The 21,816-nt window shown below is 72.1% G+C and carries 12 protein-coding genes and 1 pseudogene; 5 read left to right on the forward strand and 8 right to left on the reverse strand.

The genetic code is table 11. From position 1 onward, the window contains the following. Positions 1-83 precede the first annotated feature (83 nt). Positions 84-1,265, reverse strand: coding sequence for an ROK family transcriptional regulator (locus AB0M08_RS16060; RefSeq protein ID WP_364493190.1), 1,182 nt, complete (start codon positions 1,263-1,265; stop codon positions 84-86). 173 nt (positions 1,266-1,438) lie between these two features. On the opposite strand from AB0M08_RS16060, the gene AB0M08_RS16065 reads away from it, so the two are divergent. Next, positions 1,439-2,950, forward strand: a complete 1,512-nt coding sequence (locus tag AB0M08_RS16065; RefSeq protein ID WP_364493192.1) for a glycoside hydrolase family 3 N-terminal domain-containing protein — start codon at positions 1,439-1,441, stop codon at positions 2,948-2,950. 157 nt (positions 2,951-3,107) lie between these two features. On the opposite strand, the gene AB0M08_RS16070 is transcribed toward AB0M08_RS16065, so the two are convergent. Next, the gene (locus AB0M08_RS16070) at positions 3,108-8,048 is read right to left on the reverse strand and encodes an NAD-glutamate dehydrogenase (protein WP_364493194.1); all 4,941 of its coding nucleotides are present in this window, start codon (positions 8,046-8,048) and stop codon (positions 3,108-3,110) included. A gap of 214 nt (positions 8,049-8,262) precedes the next feature. Here AB0M08_RS16070 and AB0M08_RS16075 point away from each other — a divergent pair, with 214 nt between their 5' ends. Beyond that, positions 8,263-10,164: a penicillin-binding transpeptidase domain-containing protein gene (locus AB0M08_RS16075; RefSeq protein ID WP_364493196.1), complete on the forward strand. Its 1,902-nt coding sequence runs from the start codon at positions 8,263-8,265 to the stop codon at positions 10,162-10,164. 1,575 nt (positions 10,165-11,739) lie between these two features. On the opposite strand, the pseudogene AB0M08_RS16080 reads toward AB0M08_RS16075, so the two are convergent. The 4 genes and pseudogenes from AB0M08_RS16080 to AB0M08_RS16095 form a co-directional block, all read right to left on the reverse strand. Beyond that, positions 11,740-12,642: pseudogene (locus AB0M08_RS16080) on the reverse strand (arginase family protein); the annotation flags it as partial. Positions 12,643-12,707: 65 nt separating this feature from the next. Then, positions 12,708-13,640 (reverse strand): tetratricopeptide repeat protein, encoded by a 933-nt coding sequence (locus AB0M08_RS16085; RefSeq protein WP_364493198.1) that lies wholly within the window; start codon positions 13,638-13,640, stop codon positions 12,708-12,710. Positions 13,641-13,714: 74 nt separating this feature from the next. Continuing rightward, the gene (locus AB0M08_RS16090; protein WP_364493200.1) at positions 13,715-15,388 is read right to left on the reverse strand and encodes a methylmalonyl-CoA mutase family protein; all 1,674 of its coding nucleotides are present in this window, start codon (positions 15,386-15,388) and stop codon (positions 13,715-13,717) included. A gap of 161 nt (positions 15,389-15,549) precedes the next feature. Next, positions 15,550-16,737 carry an NAD(P)/FAD-dependent oxidoreductase gene (locus tag AB0M08_RS16095; protein ID WP_364493202.1) on the reverse strand — a complete coding sequence of 396 codons (1,188 nt, stop codon included), beginning with the start codon at positions 16,735-16,737 and terminating at the stop codon, positions 15,550-15,552. A gap of 56 nt (positions 16,738-16,793) precedes the next feature. On the opposite strand from AB0M08_RS16095, the gene AB0M08_RS16100 reads away from it, so the two are divergent. Next, positions 16,794-17,375: a PadR family transcriptional regulator gene (locus AB0M08_RS16100; protein ID WP_364493204.1), complete on the forward strand. Its 582-nt coding sequence runs from the start codon at positions 16,794-16,796 to the stop codon at positions 17,373-17,375. Here AB0M08_RS16100 and meaB read toward each other — a convergent pair. Next, positions 17,368-18,336 (reverse strand): methylmalonyl Co-A mutase-associated GTPase MeaB, encoded by a 969-nt coding sequence (gene meaB, locus AB0M08_RS16105; protein WP_364493206.1) that lies wholly within the window; start codon positions 18,334-18,336, stop codon positions 17,368-17,370. The two genes, AB0M08_RS16100 and meaB, sit on opposite strands and share 8 nt — an antisense overlap. Before the next feature lie 82 nt (positions 18,337-18,418). Next, positions 18,419-19,600, reverse strand: a complete 1,182-nt coding sequence (locus tag AB0M08_RS16110; protein ID WP_364493208.1) for an acetyl-CoA C-acetyltransferase — start codon at positions 19,598-19,600, stop codon at positions 18,419-18,421. 82 nt (positions 19,601-19,682) lie between these two features. On the opposite strand from AB0M08_RS16110, the gene mce reads away from it, so the two are divergent. Both mce and AB0M08_RS16120 read left to right on the forward strand, forming a co-directional pair. Continuing rightward, entirely contained in the window at positions 19,683-20,192 is a 510-nt protein-coding gene (mce, locus tag AB0M08_RS16115) for a methylmalonyl-CoA epimerase (RefSeq protein ID WP_364493210.1), read from the forward strand. 260 nt (positions 20,193-20,452) lie between these two features. After that, complete coding sequence (locus tag AB0M08_RS16120) at positions 20,453-21,769, forward strand: cell division protein DivIVA (protein ID WP_364493212.1); 1,317 nt, start codon at positions 20,453-20,455, stop codon at positions 21,767-21,769. Positions 21,770-21,816 lie beyond the last annotated feature (47 nt).

Here is a 21,816-nt window from a genome sequence, read left to right on the forward strand (position 1 = left end):
GGGTGGGCATGCAGGGCATAATGGTTCACCGCCCTGCATGCCCACCCTCCGCCCCCAACCGTCTCAGGGTGAGTGCAGACGCTTCAGTCCGTAGTCGACCCAAAAACATCGTTGCGGACGGCGTCGAGGGCTGTGTGGAGGGCACCGTGGAGGACGGGCTCGGCGGAGACGCCGGTGACGACGACCTTCGGGGAGACCAGGGTGATGGCGGCGACCTCGCGCTCGACGCGTTCGGCGAGGGACGGGCCGGCGGCGCGGCCGACCTCGCCGGCCAGGACCACCAGGGGCGGGTCGAGGACCAGGCAGACGGCGGCCACACCGAGGGCCAGGCGGCGGGCCAGTTCGTCGAGGACGGGCTCGCCGGGTTCGCCGGCGGCCACGGCGGCGCGGATGACGTCGGCGGCCTCGGCGCCGCGGAAACCGTGCTCCCTGCCGATCGCCTTGACGGCCTCGGCGCCGGCCAGGGTCTGGAAGGCGCCCTTGACGCCGCGGCCGCGGGCCGCGTTGTGCGGGACCTCGGCGCCGGCCACCGGGAGGTAGCCGATCTCGCCGGCCGCGCCGGTGGCGCCCTGGTGGAGGCGGCCGTTGATGACGCTGGCCAGGCCGACGCCGCGGCCGATCCAGACGAGGGCGAAGTCGCTGACGCCGGTGGCGGCGCCGGTGGTCTGTTCGGCGACGGCGGCCAGGTTGACGTCGTTGCCGAAGACGACCGGGGTGCTCAGGTCGCGGCGCAGGTCGGCGAGGAGGCCCCGGTGCCAGCGCGGCAGGTCCCAGGCGAAGGAGATCTCGCCGGACTCGGGGTCGACCAGGCCGGGGGTGCCGAGCACGACGCGGCGTACCGAGGTGATGTCGGTGTCGGCGTCGGCGGCGGCCTGGATGACGGCGCGGTGCACGACGCCGACCGGGTCGTCGGTGTCCTTGGTGCTCAGTTCGACGCGGCCGGTGACCGTGCCGGTGATGTCGGCGCAGGCGGCGACCACGCAGTCCGGGCCGACGTCGACGCCGATCACGTGGGCGCTGGTCGGGGTGACCGCGTAGAGCTGGGCGTTGGGGCCGCGGCCACCGGCCTGCTCGCCGACCCGGCGGACCAGGCCGCGCTCCTCGAGACGCTCGACGAGCTGCGAGGCGGTGACCTTGCTCAGACCGGTGAGCTCGCCGAGCTGGGCGCGGGTCAGTGGGCCTCGCGCGAGCAGGAGGTCGAGCGCCGCGCGGTCGTTGAGGGCGCGCAGCAACCGGGGCGTGCCCGGAAGGCGGGTGGCGGCCATGGTGTTTGTCCCCTAAATGATTAGGAATCTTTCCTGTTACGGTGTCGGCGCTCGAAACGCAGCCGCAGCGTAACGGGGCGCAAGGGCACCCGTCCGTACGGTGGTCATCGACTCCGAGCGATCATGGCAGCTCGGCGCCCTCGGAGGCCAGCGGCCGTCAGCGGAAGGACACCATGAGTATCGACCCGGCGTTGCGGCGGCTCGCGCTGAACACCCTGCTCGCGGCCTTCCCCGGCACCACCGCGCCGGGCTGGGCACGGGACCTGCTCGCGGACGGATTGGCTGGTCACACTCTCTTCGGGAGCAATGTGGCGGACCCGGAGCAACTGGCCCGGCTCACCGCGGAGCTGCGCGCGGCCCGGCCGGACGCGGTGATCGCGATCGACGAGGAGGGCGGCGACGTCACACGGCTCGGGCACCGGACCGGGAGCGCGTACCCGGGGAACGCGGCGCTCGGGGCGGTCGACGATCCGGGGCTGACCCGGGAGGTGTACGCGGCGATCGGGCACGAGCTGGCCGCCGCCGGGGTCACCCTGAACCTGGCGCCGGACGTCGACGTGAACACCGCCGCGCGGAACCCGATCATCGGCACCCGGGCGTTCGGGGCGGAGACCGCGCTGGTCGCCCGGCACACCGGCGCCGCGGTCGAGGGGCTGCAGTCGGCCGGGGTGGCGGCGTGCGCCAAGCACTTCCCCGGGCACGGCGCCACGGTCACCGACTCGCACCTGGAGCTGCCCACCGTGGACGAGCCGCTGAGCGTGCTGCGGGAGCGGGACCTGCCGCCGTTCGCCGCGGCGATCGCGGCCGGCACCCGGGCGATCATGAGCGCGCACATCCGGGTGCCGGAGCTGACCGGGGACGCGCCGGCGACGTTCAGCCGGGCGGCGCTCACCGGCCTGCTCCGCGGCGAGTACGGCTTCACCGGCGTGATCGTCACCGACGCCCTGGAGATGCGCGGCGCGGCGGGCACAGCGGCGAGGGCGGGCGCGGCGGGGGCCGGCGGCGGGCGCGGAACAGAGGGCGCGGCGGGTGGGGGTGTGCCGCGAGCGGCCGTGGCGGCGCTGGCGGCCGGGGCGGATCTGCTCTGCGTCGGTGCCGTGGTCGATCGGGAGCTGGTGGAGGCGACGGCCGGGGAGATCGCCGAAGGCGTCCGGGACGGGCGTCTGCCTCTTGAGCGATTCGAGGACGCGGTCGAGCGTACGAGAGGAATGGCAGGAGAGAACGCGGCGCGGCAACCGGCGGGACGCGGACCGGAAGCCTGCGGTCTCGTCGCCGCGAGGCGCGCCCTTCTCGTGGAGGGTGACGTGACCGCGATGCGGAAAGCGCTGGTGGTACGGCTGGTGACGGGGCACTCGATCGCGGAGGGGCGGGTGCCGTGGGGGCTGCGGCCGTTCCTCGGTGGGCGGGAGCAGATCGACGCCGTCGCCGGTGAGGTCACGCCGGAGAGCCTGATCGCGCGGGCCGGGGGCAGGCCGATCCTGCTGGTCGGGCGGCGGGTGCACCAGGGGGAGGCGACCCGGGAGCTGGCGCGGGGGCTGGCCGCGGCGCACCCTACCGGCGTGCTGGAGATGGGGTGGCCGTCGGCGTGGCGGCCCGCCGGGGTGCGCGCCTTCCTGGTGACGCACGGGGCGAGTCTGGTCAGCGCCCGCGCCGCGGCGGAAGCCTTGTGGGGGCACCCAGAGTGAGGGCATGCCCGGAAAAATGGGCATAATGCGTCGGCCGAACGGACAGAACGATTACGCAGCGCTTCCACATGGAGATGTGGAAGCCTAGCGTCGTACGTCGAGTGGGACCGGGGAGACGTCGGGTTCGGGGGCTACGGGAGCAGCCCCCGAACCCGGCTCAGCCGGCTGCCGACGTCTTGACCAGCGTGCGGATCTGGCGCAGCAGCACCGAGAGCGCGGCCAGGTCGGCGGGCGATTCCCCGACGTCACCCATCGCGTTGGACGCGCGGGCGATCGTCGCCGCGTTCACCTGCTCCCACTCGGCGACCCGTTCCTCCGGCGTCGCGTCCGCCGGCGTCGACTGCAGCACCTCCGCGGTGAGTGCGGCGAGCGCGGCGTAGAGGTCGTACCGCAGCGCCATCCGGGCCAGCGTCTGCCAGCGGTCGTTCCGCGGCAGCTTGGAGATGTGCGAGAGCAACGCGTCCACGCCGAAGCGCTCGGAGAGGACGAAGTAGACCTCGGACACCTCGGTCGGCTCCCGGCCCACGGCGGTCGCCGTCTCCAGGATGTCGAGCAGGCCGAACCCGTAGAAGACCCGGCTCACCGCGTCCGCCAGGTGTGGCGGCATGCCCTGGCCGGCCAGGGTGGCGATCCGGTTCTCCAGCGCCCGCCGCTCGGCACCGACGATCACCCGGGGCAGCTGCGGCAGCAGGGTCGAGACGCCGGGGCCCAGCTTGGCGATCTCGCCGGCCACGTCGATCGGCGAGCGCCGGGTGCTGACCAGCCAGCGGACCGCGCGGTCGAGCAGCCGCCGGGTCTCCAGGAAGACCAGCGTCTGCGCGGGCGTCTCCACCCGGTTGTCCAGCGCCTCGGCCGCCGCCCAGATGCCGGGGAGGCCGTAGACGTCGCGGACCACCACGTAGGCCCGGATGACGTCGGCCGCCGACGCGCCGCTCTCCTCCATCGCGCGGAAGACGAACGACGTGCCGCCCCGGTTGACCACCTCGTTGACCAGCGCGGTCGAGATGATCTCGCGGCGCAGGCGGTGACCGGTCATCCGGCTCGCGAAGCGCTCCCGCAGCGGTGTGGGGAAGTACTTCGTGAGCACGGCGGTGGTCCAGGCCTCGTCGACGAGTTCGTCCGCGAGCACCTCCCGCTCCAGGGAGATCTTCACGTACGCCAGGAGAACCGCGAACTCGGGCGGCGTCAGGCCCTCGCCGGCCTCGTACCGAGCGGCCAGCTCCCGGTCGGTGGGCAGCGCCTCCAGCTCCCGGTTCAGCTCACCGCGCTGCTCCAGCGAGAGCAGCATCCGCCGGTGCACCGGGAGCAGCGAGTGGGCCTGCGCCCGCGCGTTGCCCAGCGCCGTCGCCTGCTCGTAGTTGTCCCGCAGCACCAGCGCGCCGACCTCGTCGGTCATCGCGGCCAGCAGCTCGTCCCGCTCGGCGAGGGTGAGCTCGCCGTCGACGACCGCGCCGCCGAGCAGGATCTTGATGTTGACCTCGTGGTCGGAGCAGTCCACCCCGGCCGAGTTGTCGATGAAGTCGGTGAAGACCCGTCCGCCGGCGCGGGCGAACTCGATCCGGCCGCGCTGGGTCAGGCCCAGGTTGCCGCCCTCGCCGACCACCTTGACCCGCAGGTCGGCGCCGTTGATCCGGATCGCGTCGTTGCCCTTGTCGCCGACGTCGGCGTGCGACTCGGAGCCGGCCTTGACGTAGGTGCCGATGCCGCCGTTGAAGTACAGGTCGACCGGCGCCCGCAGGATGGCCCGCATCAGGTCGGCCGGGCTGACCGCGCTCTTGGACGTGTCCATCCCGAGCACCGCGCGGACCTGCGGGCTGACCGGGATCGACTTCGCGGCCCGCGGGTAGACGCCGCCGCCCGCACTGATCAGGGACTTGTCGTAGTCGTCCCACGAGGAGCGCGGAAGATCGAAGAGCCTCTTGCGTTCCACGTACGACGACGCGGCGTCCGGGCTCGGGTCCAGGAAGATGTGCCGGTGGTCGAAGGCCGCGACCAGCCGGATGTGCTCGGAGAGCAGCATCCCGTTGCCGAAGACGTCGCCCGACATGTCACCGACGCCGACCACGGTGAAGTCCTGCGTCTGGGTGTCGGTGCCGAGGTCGCGGAAGTGCTTCTTGACCGACTCCCACGCGCCCCGGGCGGTGATGCCCATCTTCTTGTGGTCGTACCCGGCCGAACCACCGCTGGCGAACGCGTCGCCCATCCAGAAGTCCTTGCCGACCGAGATCTCGTTCGCGATGTCGCTGAACGTCGCGGTGCCCTTGTCCGCGGCGACCACCAGGTACGGGTCGTCGCCGTCGTGCCGGACCACGTCCACCGGCGGCACGATCTTGCCGCTGTGGATGTTGTCGGTGACGTCCAGCAGCGCGGTGATGAAGCGCTTGTAGCACTCCACCGCCTCGTCCCGGTCGCCCGGCTTCTGCTTGAGCACGAAGCCGCCCTTGGCGCCGACCGGCACGATCACCGAGTTCTTCACCATCTGCGCCTTGACCAGGCCGAGCACCTCGGTCCGGAAGTCCTCGCGCCGGTCCGACCAGCGCAGGCCGCCGCGGGCCACCGCACCGAAGCGCAGGTGCACCCCCTCGAAGCGGGGCGAGTAGACGAAGATCTCGTACTTCGGGCGGGGCTGCGGCAGGTCCGGGACGGCCAGCGGGTCCAGCTTCAACGCGATGTACGACTTGGGCCGCCCGTCCGCGCCGCGCTGGAAGAAGCTGGTCCGCAGGGTGGCCTGGATCAGCGTCAGGTACGAGCGCAGGATCCGGTCCTGGTCCAGGCTCTCCACCTGGTCGAGCAGCGCGGTGATCTCGCCGGCCAGATCGGCCGCGCGCCGGTCCCGCTCGGCCTCGCCGATCGGGATCTGCGGCGAGAACCGGGTCTCGAAGAGACGGACCAGCAGGCGGGCGATCTCCGGGTACGCGATGAAGGTCGACTCGACGTACCGCTGGGAGAAGACGTTCCCGGCCTGGCGCAGATACTTCGCGTACGCCCGGAGCACCACCACCTGACGCCAGGTCAGCCCGGCACGCAGGACCAGCTCGTTGAAGCCGTCCACCTCGGCCTCGCCCCGCCAGGTGGCCGCGAACGCGTTCTCCACCTGCGGGCGGACCTCGGCCAGCTCACGGTGCACCTTCGGGGGGCGCAGACCGAAGTCGTAGAGGTAGATCAGGCCGTCCTCACGGCGGATCTCGTACGGCCGCTCGTCGCTGACCTGGACGCCGAGCGAGTGCAGCACGGGCAGGACCGCGGAGAGCATCATCGGCTCGCCGTACCGGTAGACCTTGAAACGGATGTCGTGGTCGTCCGGCTCGGGCTCGCCGTCCGTACCGAGCCGGCGCCGGCGGTACAGGTGCATCTCCAGCTGGCCGGGCTCCTCCAGCAGCTCCAGCTTGGCCAGGTCCTGCATGCCCTCGTACGGCGTGTGCCCGTTCTTGTAGCTCTCCGGGTACGCCGTGGCGTACCGGTTGAAGAGGTCGCGGGCCGGCTCGTCGCCGAGTTTCCGCTCGAGCACCAGCGAGAAGTCGTCGTCCCACATCCGGGTGGCGTCGGCGAGCTGCTCGGCGAGCGCGTTCGGGTCCAGCGGCCCGGGGGGCGCCGCCGGATCCGTACGCACGATGAAGTGCACCCGCGCCAGCAGGCGCTCGGTGACCCGGGTGGTGTAGTCCACCCCGACGCCGTTCAGCTCGCGGAGCAGGATCTCCTGCATGCGCAGCCGGTTGCCGGTGGTGAACCGGTCGCGGGGCAGGTAGATCAGGCAGCTGATGAACCGGCCGTACCCGTCCCGGCGCAGGAAGAGGCGCAGCTGACGGCGGCCGGCCATCCGCAGCACCCCGATGACCGCCTCGTACAGGTCGTCGGTCTTGATCTGGAAGAGCTCGTCCCGCGGGTACGTCTCCAGTATCTGCAGCAGGTCCTTGCCGGAGTGGCCACGCGGCGACAGACCCGAGCGGTCCATCACCTCCATCACCTTGCGCTTGACCACCGGGAGCTCACGGACGCTGGTCCGGTACGCCGAGGAACTGAACAGGCCGAGGAAGCGGCGCTCACCGGTCACGTTGCCGGCGGCGTCGAAGCACTTGACGCCGATGTAGTCCAGGTACGCCGAGCGGTGCACGGTGGCCCGCGAGTTCGCCTTGGTTATCACCAGCAGGCGCTTCTCCATCGCCCGCTCGTACGCCTCCCGCGCCATGGTGTCGAGCCGCCGCGGCTGGCTCTCCCCGCGCAGGATGCCCAGGCCGCTGCCGTGCACCGCGGTGAGAACGCCCTCCGCCAGCCGGTACTCGCGGTAGCCGAGGAAGGTGAAGTGGTCGTGGGCGAGCCACTTGAGCAGCTCGATGGTGTCGGTGACGTCTTTCTCCGGCACCGGCGGACCCTGCTCGGAGCCCCGGGCGGTGGCCAGCTCGTCCGAGATGACCAGCGCGCGCTGACGCATCCGCTGCCAGTCCTCGACCGACTCGCGGACGTCGGTGAGCACCCGGCGCACCTCGTTGGTCAGCTGGTCGCGGGCGTCGCCCCGGCGGACCGGGTCGATCTCGATCCGGATCCAGCTCTCCACCACGTCGCCCTCGATGGCGTCGTCCGGCTCGACGTCCGCCTCCAGCTCGCTGAGCGCGCCCAGCGGCTCCCGGCGCACCACGATCAGCGGGTGCACCATCAGGTAGACCTGCAGGTTGTGGGCGGTCAGCAGCGCTATCACCGAGTCGACCAGGAACGGCATGTCATCGGTGACGATCTGCAGGACGGTGTGTCCCTGCGGCCCGCGCGGCTCGGTGACCGCCAGCTTCAGCTCGCCGGGTAGCCGGTTGCGGGCCAGCTCGCGGTGCTCCACCGCGGCGGCGAACATCTCGTCCGGCGTGTACCCGACCAGCTCCTCGTCGGGCGCGAACCGCCAGAACCGGTCGACGAGCGACGCGGTGGTGTGGTCCTCGCCGGCGCGCTCGACGGCCTGAGCGACGAGCCGCTCGGCGTTCGGAAGGGGCTCGTCGAGCTCCCCGTCGATGGACGCTCCCAGATGCCCGGTGAGGGCGAGTCCGGGGCCGGGCACGAGATCCTCGGGCACGGTCTGATCAGAATCGGTCGCTGCCTCGTCGGCGACAGCCATGGCCTGGCGCTCCCCTCACCCACCACACTGTGGGCTCGAACGTGTCGGGCACAGCCTAGAACGCCCGGGGTGCAGCCCTTCACACCCCGGGTGTGCCAGCCCAGCAGATGGGCAGTTATGCGCTGTTTGCCCCCTGCCGGGGCGGCGGCTACGTGCCCTTCCCTACTACGGTGCGTTCAAGCCGACCGATCACTTACCCACCGAGGGGACCCTCATGCGCCGCACGACAGCCGGCCTGACCGCGCTGCTCCTGCTCACCGCGGGCGGACTGGCGGGCTGTTCGAAGCCGGATCCCCAGGACAGCGCGCTCGCCTTCGTCAACGGCTGGAAGAACGGCGATCTCAACGACGTGGGCTTCGTCACGGCCGGGGGCGCCAAGGTCTCCGCCGACGAGGTGCTGACCGAGATCAAGAGCTACTACGGCGACCTCAAGGACCAGCCGCTCTCGGTCACCATCGCCGGCGACCCGAAGGTCCAGGGCGACATCGCGACCACCCCGCTGGACGTGGCGTGGACCCTGCCGGGCGGCGTCACGTGGAAGTACCAGACCAGCGTGCGCTCCATCCTCAAGGACGACGACTACCAGGTGATCTGGGAACCCGCGGTCCTCTCGGCCGATCTCGAGCAGGGCGAGAAGTTCCGGCTCAAGCGGGTCACCGCCGAGCGCGGCACCATCCTGGACGGCGCGGGCAAGGCGCTGATCAGCAAGCAGGACGTGGTCGTCGTCGGGGTCACCCCGCAGAAGATCAAGGACATCGCGGCGCTGACGAAGTCGCTCACCGCGGCGTTCAAGGAGGTCGACGTGGACATCGACCTCTCCGGCCTCAAGGACCAGGTGGCGAAGGCCGACGACGGCGCGTTCATCGACGTGGTCACGCTGCGGCGGGCGGCGTACGACAAGATCCGGGACGAGGTGCGGCCGCTCTCCGGCACCGTCTTCCGGGAGGAGAGCCGGCTGCTGGCGCCGACGTCGTACTTCGCCCGGGCACTGCTCGGCCAGGTCGGCGACGCCACCAAGGAGGACCTGGAGAAGCGGCCCGAGACACTCGCCCTCGGCGACCAGGTCGGGCACGGCGGGCTGCAGGAGAAGTACGACGACCAGTTGCGCGGCGCCCCCGGCCTCCAGGTGATGGTCTCCGCGGAGGCGGCCGACGAGTCGGTCTCCGAGGACCCGGTCTTCACCTCGGAACCGGTCACCGGCAAGGACATCACGATCAGCATCGACCGGACGGTCCAGACCGCGGCCGACGCGGCGGTCTCGACGGAGAAGCAGCCGAGCTCGCTGGTCGCGATCAAGGTGAGCGACGGGTCGATCCTGGCGGTCGCCAACGGGCCCGACGGGACCGGCGTCGACACGGCGCTCACCGGGCAGGTGCCACCCGGGTCGACCTTCAAGATGATCTCCGCGTACGGGTTGCTCCAGAAGGGAGCCGTCACGCCGGACACCGTGGTCGAATGCCCGAAGACCCGGACCGTCGAGGGCCGTACGTTCAAGAACTCGGACGGCGAGGTGCTGGGGAAGGTCCCGTTCCACGTGGACTTCGCGAAGTCGTGCAACACGGCGTTCGTGGGGCTGTCGTCGAAGCTGGGCGCGGACGGGCTGCAGTCGGCGTCGAGCGCCCTCGGCATCGGCGGGACCTGGGATCTCGGGATCACCGCGTACACCGGCAAGGTGTCGGACGGATCCTCGGCGACCGAACTGGCGGCGGCGACGTTCGGGCAGGGCAGCACGGCGGTCAGCCCGGTGGCGATGGCGGCGGCGACGGCCGCGGTCGCGAACGGGACGTTCCAGGCGCCGAAGCTGGTCCTCGATCCGGCCCCGCAGGCCGCGGCTGCCGGCCAGGCCCTCGACGCGGACGCGCTGACCGGGCTGCGATCGATGATGCGCGAAGTGGTCACCGGGGGGACCGGGACCGGGCTGAAGGGCGTTCCGGGCGGGGCGGTGTACGGCAAGACCGGCACGGCGGAGTTCGAGGACGGCAATGAGCAGACGCACTCGTGGTTCGTGGGGTACCAGGGGGATGTGGCCTTCGCGGTGATGGTGCAGAAGGGCGGGGCGGGGTCGGAAGCGGCGGTGCCGATCGTCAAACGGTTTCTCGCTTCCCTGAGTAAGTAGGGGTTGCTCGGCGTGGGACGGTTGGGGCAGTTGGGTGGACATACAGGGCTTTAAGAGCGTTTTTATGCCCTGTATGCCCACCCAACTGCCCCAACCTTGCGGGGTTTTAGGTCGCTCCTTCGTCGTGGATGCTCGGGGGGCGGGTGCGGGGCTGGGCTTGGCGGTCGCCTCGCGCGCCGGGGGAGGGCTGCCGCGCGGTGGGTGCGGGGAGGGAGTGGCTCACCCGGGCCGGGCTGGGTGGTGGGGCAAGCGGACGAACCGCGCCGCTCGCCCAGCCGCGTCCCCAGCCCCTGCGTCATCACAGGCCCTGCGCCACCCCAGGCCGTGTGTCATCCCAGGCCGTGTGTCATCCCAGGCCGTGTGTCATCGCTGGGCTGCGCGTGCACGTGGGCGGCGGCAGGTGGGCGGTGCGTGCACGCGGGCGGTGCGGGGTGGGCTGTGGGTGCGCACGATCAAGCCGGGGCAGGGGCGGCGGGTGCACACCGACCATGATCGTGTGCACGGGCTGCCGTCAGGAGGGCGGCAGAACGACACGGGCGCTGATCGTGGATCCCCGCCGCCTCCATAGAGCATGATCGTGGGCTCGGACCGCTCGCGGTTGCGCGACAGCCCTTCGATGATGTCTGGCCGTGCGGCCTGGAGTCAGGCGGCGCCGGGGGTGAAGCCTGGGCCCGGGGTGGGGAGGGTGAGACCGCCGGCTGCGGGTGGGTCGGCGGGCGGACGTGGGCGGAGCATGCCGGGGCGGGTCGCCGGGAGCGGCTCCGAGTCGAGCAGCGGGGCGGTACCGAGCGGGCGGGTCAGCAGCCGGATGTCACGGTCGGGCGCGGGAACGGTCTGCGGGGCCCCGATCGCAAAGGTCTCGACAGGCTCCCCCGATTCGTCCACCTCACCCGCACCCACGTCACCCGTGTCACTCGCCCCGACCGCGTCGCCGGCTTCGGCCGCGTCGCCGGCTTCGGTCACGTCGCCAAGTTCGGTGGCGTCGCCAAGTTCGGTCGTGTCGCCCGCTTCGGCGCCGTCGATTGGTTCGGCGCCGTCGATTGGTTCCGCCTCGGGTCCCTCTCGGTGGCGATCTTCCGCTTGCCTGCTCACCTCGGCCCGCGCCGTCTCCGTGCCTGCGGCGGCCTGTGGCGTTCCTGCCTCTACCTGCGTGTCGGCGTCAACCCGTGCCGCCTCCGTATTCGGGGCCGCTTCCGTCTCCGGCTCTGCGCCTGCCTCTTGTTCTCCCCCCGCAAGCTCTGCCTCTGCAAGCTCTGCCTCTGCAAGCTCTGCCTCTGCGGAGTCGGCGACCTCCAACTCAACGGACAAATCCGAAATTTCGGAAATGTCGAGGAGTGCTTCATGGTCGGGGGGCACTTCACCGCGGGGGCCGCTGAGAAGGTCCGCCGACGGGGCGCTCCCGGTGCTCCCGGCGGCAGCGCCGGCCGTGCCGGGGGTGGTGATGTCGATAGGGGTTGCCGGGGGGACGGAGAGCGGGACGGAGGGAGCCGTGGCCTCTGAGAGCGGGGGCGGAGTGGGGTGGGTGGCCAAGTCCTGGCGGGCGGCGATCAGGTCGGGGCGCGGGGTGGTGGCCTTGACCGGGGCCAGGCCGGCCACCACCGCGGAGGCGATCTCGGCGGCGTAGCGGCCGTCGGGGTCGTAGTCCGGGTCGAAGACCGTGAGCTCGACGCCGAGGCAGTGCGGGGACTCGACCAGGCCGGCCAGGAGGAGTTCGAGCTCGGGGAAGGCGATGCCGCCCGGGTCCGGGGCGTCGACCGCGGGCATCACGGCCGGGTCGAGGACGTCGACGTCGACGTGGACCCAGTAGCCGGCGCAGTCGACCAGCTGGTCACGTGCCCACTGGGCACTCCGCGCGGCGCCCTCGGCGCGCAGCATCGGGACCGGGCGGGTGATGATGCCGGCGGCCTGCAGGTCCAGGCGGTACTCGTCCTGGGCGCGGATGCCGAGGACCACCACGTCGATGTCGCGGAAGTACGGGCGGCGGCTCTCGATCGCGGCCAGGTCGGCCTGTCCGCGGCCGGTGACCAGGGCGAGGTCCTCGCCGGCCGCCGCGCCCACGTAGGAGGCGTTGCCGGGGTGGCGGAAGTCGGAGTGGCCGTCCACGAAGACCAGGCCGATGCGGCCGCCGACCGCCTCGCCCAGGCGGTGCATGGCCAGGCCGGAACCGATCAGTATCGAGCAGTCGCCGCCGAGGACCACCGGGAACTCGCCGCCGTCGATGATCGCGCCGATCCGGTCGGCGAGGGCACGGGAGTACGCCGCGATCTCCGGAGCGTGGGCCACGCCGTCGCCGGGGCGCCAGTCGCCGGGGTCGTACCGCGGCGGGGTGAGGCAGCCCGCGTCCCGGGCGCCGAGGCGGGGCAGCAGGCCGTGGTCACGCAGGGCGCCGGGGGCCTTGGCGCAGCCCGGCACCGACGTGGCGGTCGGCGGGCGGAGGCCGAGATTGGACGGCGCGTCCAGAACGGCGATGCGTCGCACGACGGCCTCCCCGGGTGTCGTGGTGCGGGTCCGCGCCGGCCGCGCGGACCCGTTTCAGTTGACGATCAGAACAGCGCGCTGGCGAGCGCACGGCGAGCGCCGGCCACCGCCGGGTCGTCCGGGCCGGCCACCGCGAAGAGCGAGAGCAGGTGCTTGCGTACGGCTTCCCGGTCGTCGCCCGCGCTCCGCTTGACGAGGGCGACCAGCCGCGCGTACGCCTGATCGGCCTGCCCGTTGAGCACCTCGACGTCGGCCGCGAGCCGCTGCGCCTCGACGTCCTCCGGGTCGGCGGCGGCCCTCGCCAGCACGGAGGCCGGGTCCTGCCCCTCGATCCGGCGGTAGAGCTCGACCTGGGCCAGCCCCGACTCGGCGGCGGCGTCCGCGGGCGACTCGGCCAGGATCTTCCGGTACGCCGCCTCGGCCGCGTCCAGGTCGCCGACCATCAGCGCGTCGTCGGCCGCGTCCAGCCGCGGGTCCTCGGGCGCCTCCACGGCGACCCCGGCGGCCTTGAGTACCGCGTCCACGTACTGCCGGATCTGGCTCTCCGGCAGCACCCCGGTGAAGCCCTCGACCGGCTGCCCGCCGATCACCGCGAGCACCATCGGGATGCCCTGCACCCGGAAGACCTGAGCGAGTCGCGGATTGGCGTCCACATCGACCTTGCCGAGCACCCAGGTGCCCTGCGCCTCGACCGCGAGCCGCTCCAGGATCGGGGAGAGCTGCTTGCACGGCTCGCACCAGTCGGCCCAGAAGTCCAGGAGCACCGGTGTGGTCACCGACCGCTCCAGCACCTCGGTCTGGAAGTTGGTCTCGGTGACGTCGATTATCGTCGTCGGCGCCAGGCCCGGAACAGTGCCGGGGACCCCGCCGGCCGGTGCCTCACCGGAGGCGGCGGGACGACTCGGCGCGGCCGGCTTGGCCGGCGCCGAGGGACGCAGCGCGCTGAGGTCGACCGCGCCGCGGGTGAAGATCGACGGAGTGGTCCGTGGGTCGCTCATGGTTACTTAGTCTCGCACGCTGTCCGCGCTGTTCGCGCCGCCGCCGGGCGGGCGATATCGGACGTCACAGAACGTCAGAAGCGGGCCGGTTCCCGGTAGACCCCCCACTCCTGTTTGAGCACCCCGCAGATCTCGCCGAGAGTGGCCTCCGCGCGGGCCGCCTCGAGCATCGCCGGAATCATGTTCCCGTCGCTCCGGGCGACCGCCACCAGCTGTTCCAGGGCGTCCTTCACGCGTACGTTATCCCTCGCCTCTTTGCGAAGACCCAGCTCGCGCCGCTGCACCACCTCGACCTCGTGCGAGACGCGAAGGATCTCCAGATCCTTCGCCACGGTGCCGGTGTGCGCGTTGATCCCGACGATCCGCTTGGCGCCGTTCTCCACCGCCTGCTGGTACGCGAACGCCGCCTCCGCGATGTGCGCGGTGAACCACCCGTCCTCGATCCCGCGCAGGATGCCCGCGGTGATGCTGCCGTCGTGGCCCAGCTCGCGGATCCGGGTGAAGATCTCCTCCGCCTCGGCCTCGATCCGGTCGGTGAGCGCCTCCACGTACCACGAACCGCCGAGTGGGTCGGCCACGTTGACCACACCCGTCTCCTCCATCAGCACCTGCTGGGTGCGCAGGGCGATCTCGGCGGACTCGTCGGTGGGCAGCGCGAGCGTCTCGTCGAGCGCGTTGGTGTGCAGCGAGTTGGTCCCGCCGAGCACCGCGGCGAGCGCCTCGACGGCGGTGCGGACCACGTTGTTGACAGGCTGCTGCGCGGTGAGCGAGACACCGGCGGTCTGCGTGTGGAAGCGTAGCCACTGGGCCTTCTCGCTGGTCGCGCCGTACTCGTCGCGCAGGTGCCGGGCCCAGATCCGGCGGGCGGCGCGGAACTTGGCGATCTCCTCGAAGAAGTCGACGTGCGCGTCGAAGAAGAAGCTCAGCCCGGGGGCGAACAGGTTGACGTCGAGCCCGCGGGAGAGCCCCAGCTCGACGTAGCCGAACCCGTCGGCGAGCGTGTACGCCAGCTCCTGCGCGGCGGTCGCCCCAGCCTCGCGGATGTGGTATCCGCTGACCGAGAGCGGCTTGTAGCGCGGGATCTCCCGGGCGCAGTACTCCATCAGGTCGCCGATCAGGCGCAGGTGCGGCTCGGGGGCGAAGAGCCACTCCTTCTGCGCGATGTACTCCTTGAAGATGTCGGTCTGCAGGGTGCCGTCGAGCCTGCTCGGGTCGGCGCCCTGCCGCTCGGCGGCCACCAGGTACATGCAGAAGACCGGGACGGCCGGGCCGGAGATGGTCATGCTGGTGGTGACGTCCTGCAGCGCGATGTCCCGGAAGAGCACCTCCATGTCGGCCGCCGAGTCGATCGCCACGCCGCAGTGGCCGACCTCGCCGAGCGAGAAGTCGTCGTCGGAGTCGCGGCCCATCAGCGTCGGCATGTCGAAGGCGACGCTCAGCCCGCCACCGCCGGCGGCCAGGATCATCTTGTACCGCTCGTTGGTCTGCTGCGCGTTGCCGAACCCGGCGAACTGCCGGATCGTCCAGGCCCGCCCGCGGTATCCGCTGGCGTGCAGACCGCGGGTGAACGGGAACTCGCCGGGCCAGCCGATCCGCTCGAAGCCGGGCCAGGAGACGCCCCCGGGCGGCCCGTAGACCGGCTCCACCGGATCCCCGGAGAGCGTGGTGAAGTCGGCGTCCCGCTTGCGGGCCGCGTCGTAACGCCGCTGCCAGCGTTCCCGGCCGGAGGCGATCTCGGCTGCGTCCATGCGGCAATCCTAGAGGCAAACTGAACGATCGCTAAGGGTCTGGAGAGACAAGGGTTTTCCCTCTACCGAGAAGTTCCGGTAAACGGAAGAGTCGGGGCAGAACCCTTCCATCCCCACCGGCCCCGGCGGAGCCCGCCACTCTGCCGGGGCCTCCGGGTCCCTCAGGCCGCGACCCGGTGATCGAGGATCCAGGCCTGCGGATTCCCGTCCCGGTGCAGCCGCCGCATGATCATCGGCAGCATCGCGTCCCGGATCGCCGAGCCCACCGGCCCCAGCGCCTTGCCGCCGCTGCCGCGCCGCCCCTCCGCGACCACCCGCTCCACCCGCCCCCGCCGCGCCCTCTCGTAGGCGGCCAGCGCCACACCGACGTCACCGTGCGCCCGCAACTCCGCGCCGAGCTGGGCCGCGTCCTCCAGCGCCATCGCCGCGCCCTGCCCGGCCGAGGGCGCCACCGCGTGCGCCGCGTCGCCGATCAGCACCGTCCGGCCGTCCTGCCAGACCGGGACCCGCCGCAGATCGTCGGTGTTCCACGGCCCGACGATCTCGTCGCTCGCCCGGATGATCTCCGCGGCCGGGCAGGACCGGTCACCCTCGAAGAGGTCGAGCAGGTAGGCGCGCCAGCCGTCCGGGGTGAACTCGCCGGGCGCGGCCGGGCGCCTGCGCGGCGGGTTCGCGAACCACCAGACCGAACCGTCCGGTGCCGTCGTCCAGCCGAAGAACGAGCGCCGCCCGAAGGCCATCCGCATCACCCCGGGCGGCGGCGCCAGGTCCGCCGCCACCGGCCCGGCCGTGAAACCCCCGGTGTTGAGCAGGCCGAGATAGGTCGGTTCCGGGCCGTCCCCGTTCAAGATCTTCCGAGTACGGCCACGGATTCCATCGGCGCCTATGAGAAGCCCGGTCTCCTTCCGGCTCCCGCCGGCGAACCGGGCCACGACCACGTCCCGGTCGCGCTCCGCCGACTCGAGCGCGGAGCCGTAGACGACCGGGATCCCGCAGTCCTCGACCACGTCCCGCAGCGCGCCGTACAGGTCGGCCCGCCGGATCGTGGTGGTGACCGTCCCGTCCGGCAGTGGCCCGCCGAGCGGCAGCGCGGCGAGCACCCGCCCGGACGCCCCGAGCAGCTCCAGCTCCGGCGTGGCGAACCCGCGGGCGAGCACCCGGTCCGGGTCGAGCCCGATCGCGCGCAGGGCGTTCAGCCCGTTGACCGCGACGGTGAGGTAGGCGCCCAGCTCATGGGCCGCCCGTTCGTGTCGTTCGTGGATCACCGGGTCGAACCCGGCGCGCTGGAGGGCGACGGCGGCCGCGGCACCGGCGATGCCGCCCCCGACGACGATCGCTTCCTTAGTCATAAGATGACTATCCATAGAATGACCACGACCCGTCAAGGGGTTCTAGGCTGACTGGCATGAAACGGTCCCCACTGGCGATGCTGCTGCTGGCGCTGCTCGTGGAGGAGCCGATGCACCCGTACCGGATGCAGCAGGTGATCAAGGAACGCGGGCAGGACCAACTGGTCAACGTCGCCCAGCGCAACAGCGTCTATCAGGCCCTCGACCGGCTGGTCCGGGAGGGAATGGCGCGGCCCGGCGGGACCAGCCGGGAGGCGGGACGGCCGGAGCGGACCGTCTACGAGGTCACCCCGGAGGGCTCGGCGACGCTGCGCCGCTGGCTGCTGGAGATGCTGCCGGCACCGGCCCGGGAGTTCCCCGAGTTCCCGGTGGCGCTCGCCTTCCTGCCGCTGCTCACCCCGGCCGAGGCCGCGGAGCTGCTGGAACGCCGGCTCGGGGCGGTGACCGAGCGACTGGCCGCGATCGACATGCAGGCGCCGCCCGGCCTTCCCCGGATCTTCCTGATCGAGGACGAGTACCGCGTGGCGCAGCTGCGGACCGAGGCCGACTGGCTGCGGCGGGTGGTGGCGGACCTCCGCGAGGGCGTCCTGAGCTGGGACCTCGCGATGATCCAGGAGACCAAGGCCCGGTTCAGCTGACGGCCGACTCCAGACCGGCCAGCAGTTCGGCCGCCGCCGCGTACGGATCGAGCTTGCCGTCGACGACCCGGGCGGCCAGGTCGTCCAGCGCCGTACCGCCGCGCAGGTCGCCGATCCGGGCCCGCAGCGTGCCCAGCGCCAGGGCCGCGACCTCGGCCGCCGCGCGGCGCTCCCGGCGCGCCCGCAGTTCGCCGGAGCCCTCCAGCCAGGCGCGGTGCTTCCCGATCGCGTCGACCACCTCGTCCAGGCCCTCGCCGCGGACCGCGACCGCACGGACCACCCGCGGCCGCCACTCCCCCGGCGCGCGCTCGCCCAGCGCCAGCATCCCGTTGATGTCCCGGTACGTGTTGTCCGCGCCCGGCCGGTCCGCCTTATTGATCACGAAGACGTCGGCGATCTCCAGCACGCCCGCCTTGACCGCCTGGATCGCGTCGCCCATCCCCGGCGCGAGCAGCACCAGCGTGGTGTCGGCGAGTGAGGCGATCTCCACCTCGGCCTGCCCGACGCCGACCGTCTCGACCAGGATCACGTCACAGCCGGCGCCCTCCAGGACGCGTACCGCCTGCGGGGTGGCCGCGGAGAGCCCGCCGAGCCGCCCCCGGCTGGACATCGAGCGGATGTAGACGCCCCGGTCCGCGGTGTGCTCCTGCATCCGGACCCGGTCGCCGAGGATCGCGCCGCCGGTGAACGGGCTGGACGGGTCGACCGCGAGCACGCCGACCCGCCGTCCGGCCGCGCGCAGCGCCCGGACCAGCTCGTTCGTGGTGGTCGACTTGCCCACCCCGGGCGCGCCGGTGAGGCCGACGACCTGGGCGTGCCCGGCGTACGGCGCCATCGCGGCGGCGACCTCGGGCAGCGCCGGGTCGCCGTTCTCCACCAGGCTGATCAGCCGGGCGACCGACCGCGGATCACCCTCCCGGGCCTTGGCGACCAGGGAGGGCACGTCGTGCACTCGCCTCACGCGGCCGGCACCCCCCGCCGCACACGGGCGGCACCCCGCATCAGGCGGCCGGCACCCTGCCGCGCGCCGACGGCGACCCGCCTCACGCAGCCGGCACCTTGATGATCAGCGCGTCGCCCTGCCCACCGCCGCCGCAGAGGGCCGCCGCGCCGGTGCCACCGCCGCGGCGCCGGAGCTCCATCGCCAGGGTGAGCACCAGACGGGCACCGGACATGCCGATCGGGTGACCGAGGGCGATCGCGCCGCCGTTCACGTTGACCCGCTCCTCCTCCACCTTGAGCTCGCGCATCGACTGGATCGCCACCTGCGCGAACGCCTCGTTGATCTCGATCAGGTCGAGGTCCTCGACGGCCAGGCCGGCCTTGGTCAGCGCGTGCCGGATGGCGTTGGCCGGCTGGGACTGCAGCGAGCTGTCCGGTCCCGCGACGTTGCCGTGCGCGCCGATCTCGGCGAGCCAGGTGAGCCCGAGCTCCTCGGCCTTGGCCCGGCTCATCACCACGACCGCGGCGGCGCCGTCCGAGATCGGCGACGCGCTGGCCGCCGTGATCGTGCCGTCGGCGGTGAACGCCGGGCGGAGCTTCGCCAGCGACTCGGCGGTGGTGCCCGGCCGGACGCCCTCGTCGGTGCCGACCGGCTCGGTGGCGCCCCTCACGCCGGACGGCACCGGCGCGATCTCCTCGGCGAAGCGGCCGGACTCCTGCGCGGCGGCGGCCCGGCGGTGGCTGAGCGCGGCGAACGCGTCCTGCTCCTCCCGGGTGATGCCCAGCCGGGCACCGCTGACCTCGGTCGACTCGCCCATCGAGACGCCGGCCCACGGGTCGGTCAGGCCGTCCAGGGCCATGTGGTCGCGGACCGTCACGTCGCCGAACTTGGTGCCCCGGCGCTGGTCGATCAGGTGCGGCGAGTGGGTCATCGACTCCATGCCGCCGGCCACCACGATGTCGTACTCACCGGCGCGGATGAGCTGGTCGGCGAGGGCGATCGCGTCGATCCCGGAGAGACAGACCTTGTTGATCGTCAAGGCCGGGACGGTCATCGGGATGCCCGCGGCGACCGCCGCCTGCCGGGCCGGGATCTGGCCGCAGCCGGCCTGCAGCACCTGGCCCATGATCACGTACTGGACCTGATCGGCGGCGACGCCGGAGCGCTCCAGGGCGGCGGCGATGGCGTGCCCGCCGAGGGCGGTGGCGGAGAGGTGCTTGAGGTTCCCGAGCAGACGCCCCATCGGGGTACGGGCGCCACTGACGATCACGGAACTGGTCATCGATATTGTCCGATCTGGGACGGCGGGGCACGGGGCGGTACCCTGAGAACCTTAACGATGGGTCAGGATCGAGACTAACCGCATGACGGACGACACATCGAGTAGCGCCGCACACGACGGCGACATTGTCACCGACAAACCTGGCACATTCGCGGACGTCGCATTGCTCCGCGTCGACCATGTCGGCGTGGCCGTGCCGGACCTCGACGAGGCCATCCGCTTTTACGGCGAAAACTTCGGTTTGCGTTGTGTGCACCAAGAGACCAATGACGAACAAGGCGTCCGCGAGGCGATGCTCGCGGTCGGCGACGGCACCGGCCCCCGGATCCAGCTGCTGGCCCCCGCCCGGCCCGACTCGGCGATCGCCAAGTTCCTCGACCGCAGCGGCCCCGGCCTGCAACAACTGGCGTACACGGTGGCCGACGTGGAGGCCGCCGCGGCCGCCCTGCGGTCCCGTGGGATGCGCCTGCTCTACGACACTCCCCGGCGCGGCACCGCCGGTTCCCGGATCAACTTCGTGCACCCCAAGGACGCCGGCGGGGTCCTGGTCGAGTTGGTGGAGCCGGCGCGGGCGGGTACCCCGCACGGGTGATTCACGCTGACGGCGCGTCGCGAGCCTGGCAGGATCAGGGGCATTGAGCAGGACCGACGACCGCTCCCACCGGGTCGCGTTCCTCCGGAGCCCCGACTTTCCAGGTGGGCGAGGGGAGGACGCCGGACCGGCCGGTGAGCCACCGGTGTCCTCCGAATGGCCCGGGGGTCGGCTGCGCTCCAGGTCAAAGCTGATCTACATTGGGTCTCCATAGGCATCTCGGCCTTGCATGTCCACCCCCTCTTCGCCAGGATGGCGCAATGCCCCAGCAGCAGGATCAGAACCTGGCCTTCTTCGAGACCGCGAACACACAGCACGACTTCACCGTCGTCCTCCGCGGTTATGACCGACACCAGGTCGACGGACACATCGGCCGGCTGCTCGCCGCGCTGAACCAGTCCGAGCAGGCGCGCGGCGAGGCCGAGCAGCGGATGAACGACGCACAGCGCCGCCTCCGCCAGGCCGAGCAGCGGCTGAACGCACTCGAGCAGAAACTGGCCGACAGCAACAAGCTGCTGGAGGAGAACAATCGGCCGACGCTCTCCGGGCTGGGCACCCGGGTCGAGCAGATCCTGCGACTCGCCGAGGAGCAGGCGAACGACCACCGCAGCGAGGCCAAGCGGGAGAGCGAGGGCATCCTCTCCGCCGCCAGGCTGGAAGCCCGCGAGATCACCGACAAGGCGCGCGCCGAGGCCGCCGCGATGAAGGCCACCGCCGAGCGCGAGGCCGGCCAGCTCCGCACGCACGCCGAGCGCGAGGCCGCGGAGACCCGGGTGCAGGCCCGTCGCGAGGCCGACACGCTGCGCTCCGACGCCGACCGCGAGACCAAGCAGTTGCGTACGGTCACCGCGCACGAGGTCGCCGAGCTCAAGTCCACCGTCGAGCGGGAGGTCGCCTCGCTGCGGGCCACCGCTGAGCGGGAGATCACACAGGCCCGCGCCAAGGCAGCCCGCGAGGCCGAGGAGAAGCGCGCCGAGGCCACCAAGCTGCTGACCGACGCCCGTGACAAGCGCGACAAGGACCTCCAGGCCCTGCAGCTCGAGATCGCCGAGCGCCGGGAGAAGGCCGAGACCGAGGAGTCGCAGCGGCACGCCGCCCAGGTCGCCGCCACCCAGAAGATGGTGGCCGAGGCCGAGCAGCGCGCCCGGGCCGCCGAGGAGCGGGCCAAGGAGATCTCGCAGAGCGCCGAGAACCGCCGGCTCGAGTCGGAGCGGAACGCCGCCGAGACCGTCGACAAGGCCCGCAACCTCGCCGAGAAGACCGTCACCGAGGCCCGGTCCGAGGCGAACCGCCTGCTCAGCGAGGCGCGTACCGAGGCCGAGCTGACCACCCAGGCGGCCCGCCGCGAGGTGGAGGACCTCACCCGTCAGAAGGACGCGGTCACCAGCCAGCTGGGGCAGATGCTCTCCGGCCTCTCCGGCCTGGTGCCCGGGAAGCCGGCCGCACCGGCCGCCGTGGCCGAGCCCGCGAAACCGGCTGCCGAGGCGCCCGCCCAGCGTGCCCCGGAGGCCGCGGCGGAGCCCGAGGAGGAGGCCGAGTCCGGCGACGAGCCGGTGGCTGCCAAGACCAACTCCTGAGTCAACCCGGACGGTTCTCAGGTTGCGGACTCCGCCGGAGTACGCGA

The sequence above is a fragment of the Actinoplanes sp. NPDC051851 genome, assembly GCF_040681165.1.
GTDB lineage: Bacteria > Actinomycetota > Actinomycetes > Mycobacteriales > Micromonosporaceae > Actinoplanes.

What these genes read in the sequence shown, in the direction of transcription:
- AB0M08_RS16090 (WP_364493200.1), bottom strand. Translation starts at nt 15,388, where the DNA reads ATGGACGCAGCCGAGATCGCCTCCGGCCGGGAACGCTGGCAGCGGCGT.
- mce (WP_364493210.1), top strand. Translation starts at nt 19,683, where the DNA reads ATGACGGACGACACATCGAGTAGCGCCGCACACGACGGCGACATTGTC.
- AB0M08_RS16075 (WP_364493196.1), top strand. Translation starts at nt 8,263, where the DNA reads ATGCGCCGCACGACAGCCGGCCTGACCGCGCTGCTCCTGCTCACCGCG.
- AB0M08_RS16060 (WP_364493190.1), bottom strand. Translation starts at nt 1,265, where the DNA reads ATGGCCGCCACCCGCCTTCCGGGCACGCCCCGGTTGCTGCGCGCCCTC.
- AB0M08_RS16100 (WP_364493204.1), top strand. Translation starts at nt 16,794, where the DNA reads ATGAAACGGTCCCCACTGGCGATGCTGCTGCTGGCGCTGCTCGTGGAG.
- AB0M08_RS16095 (WP_364493202.1), bottom strand. Translation starts at nt 16,737, where the DNA reads ATGACTAAGGAAGCGATCGTCGTCGGGGGCGGCATCGCCGGTGCCGCG.
- AB0M08_RS16070 (WP_364493194.1), bottom strand. Translation starts at nt 8,048, where the DNA reads ATGGCTGTCGCCGACGAGGCAGCGACCGATTCTGATCAGACCGTGCCC.
- AB0M08_RS16085 (WP_364493198.1), bottom strand. Translation starts at nt 13,640, where the DNA reads ATGAGCGACCCACGGACCACTCCGTCGATCTTCACCCGCGGCGCGGTC.
- AB0M08_RS16065 (WP_364493192.1), top strand. Translation starts at nt 1,439, where the DNA reads ATGAGTATCGACCCGGCGTTGCGGCGGCTCGCGCTGAACACCCTGCTC.
- AB0M08_RS16120 (WP_364493212.1), top strand. Translation starts at nt 20,453, where the DNA reads ATGCCCCAGCAGCAGGATCAGAACCTGGCCTTCTTCGAGACCGCGAAC.
- AB0M08_RS16110 (WP_364493208.1), bottom strand. Translation starts at nt 19,600, where the DNA reads ATGACCAGTTCCGTGATCGTCAGTGGCGCCCGTACCCCGATGGGGCGT.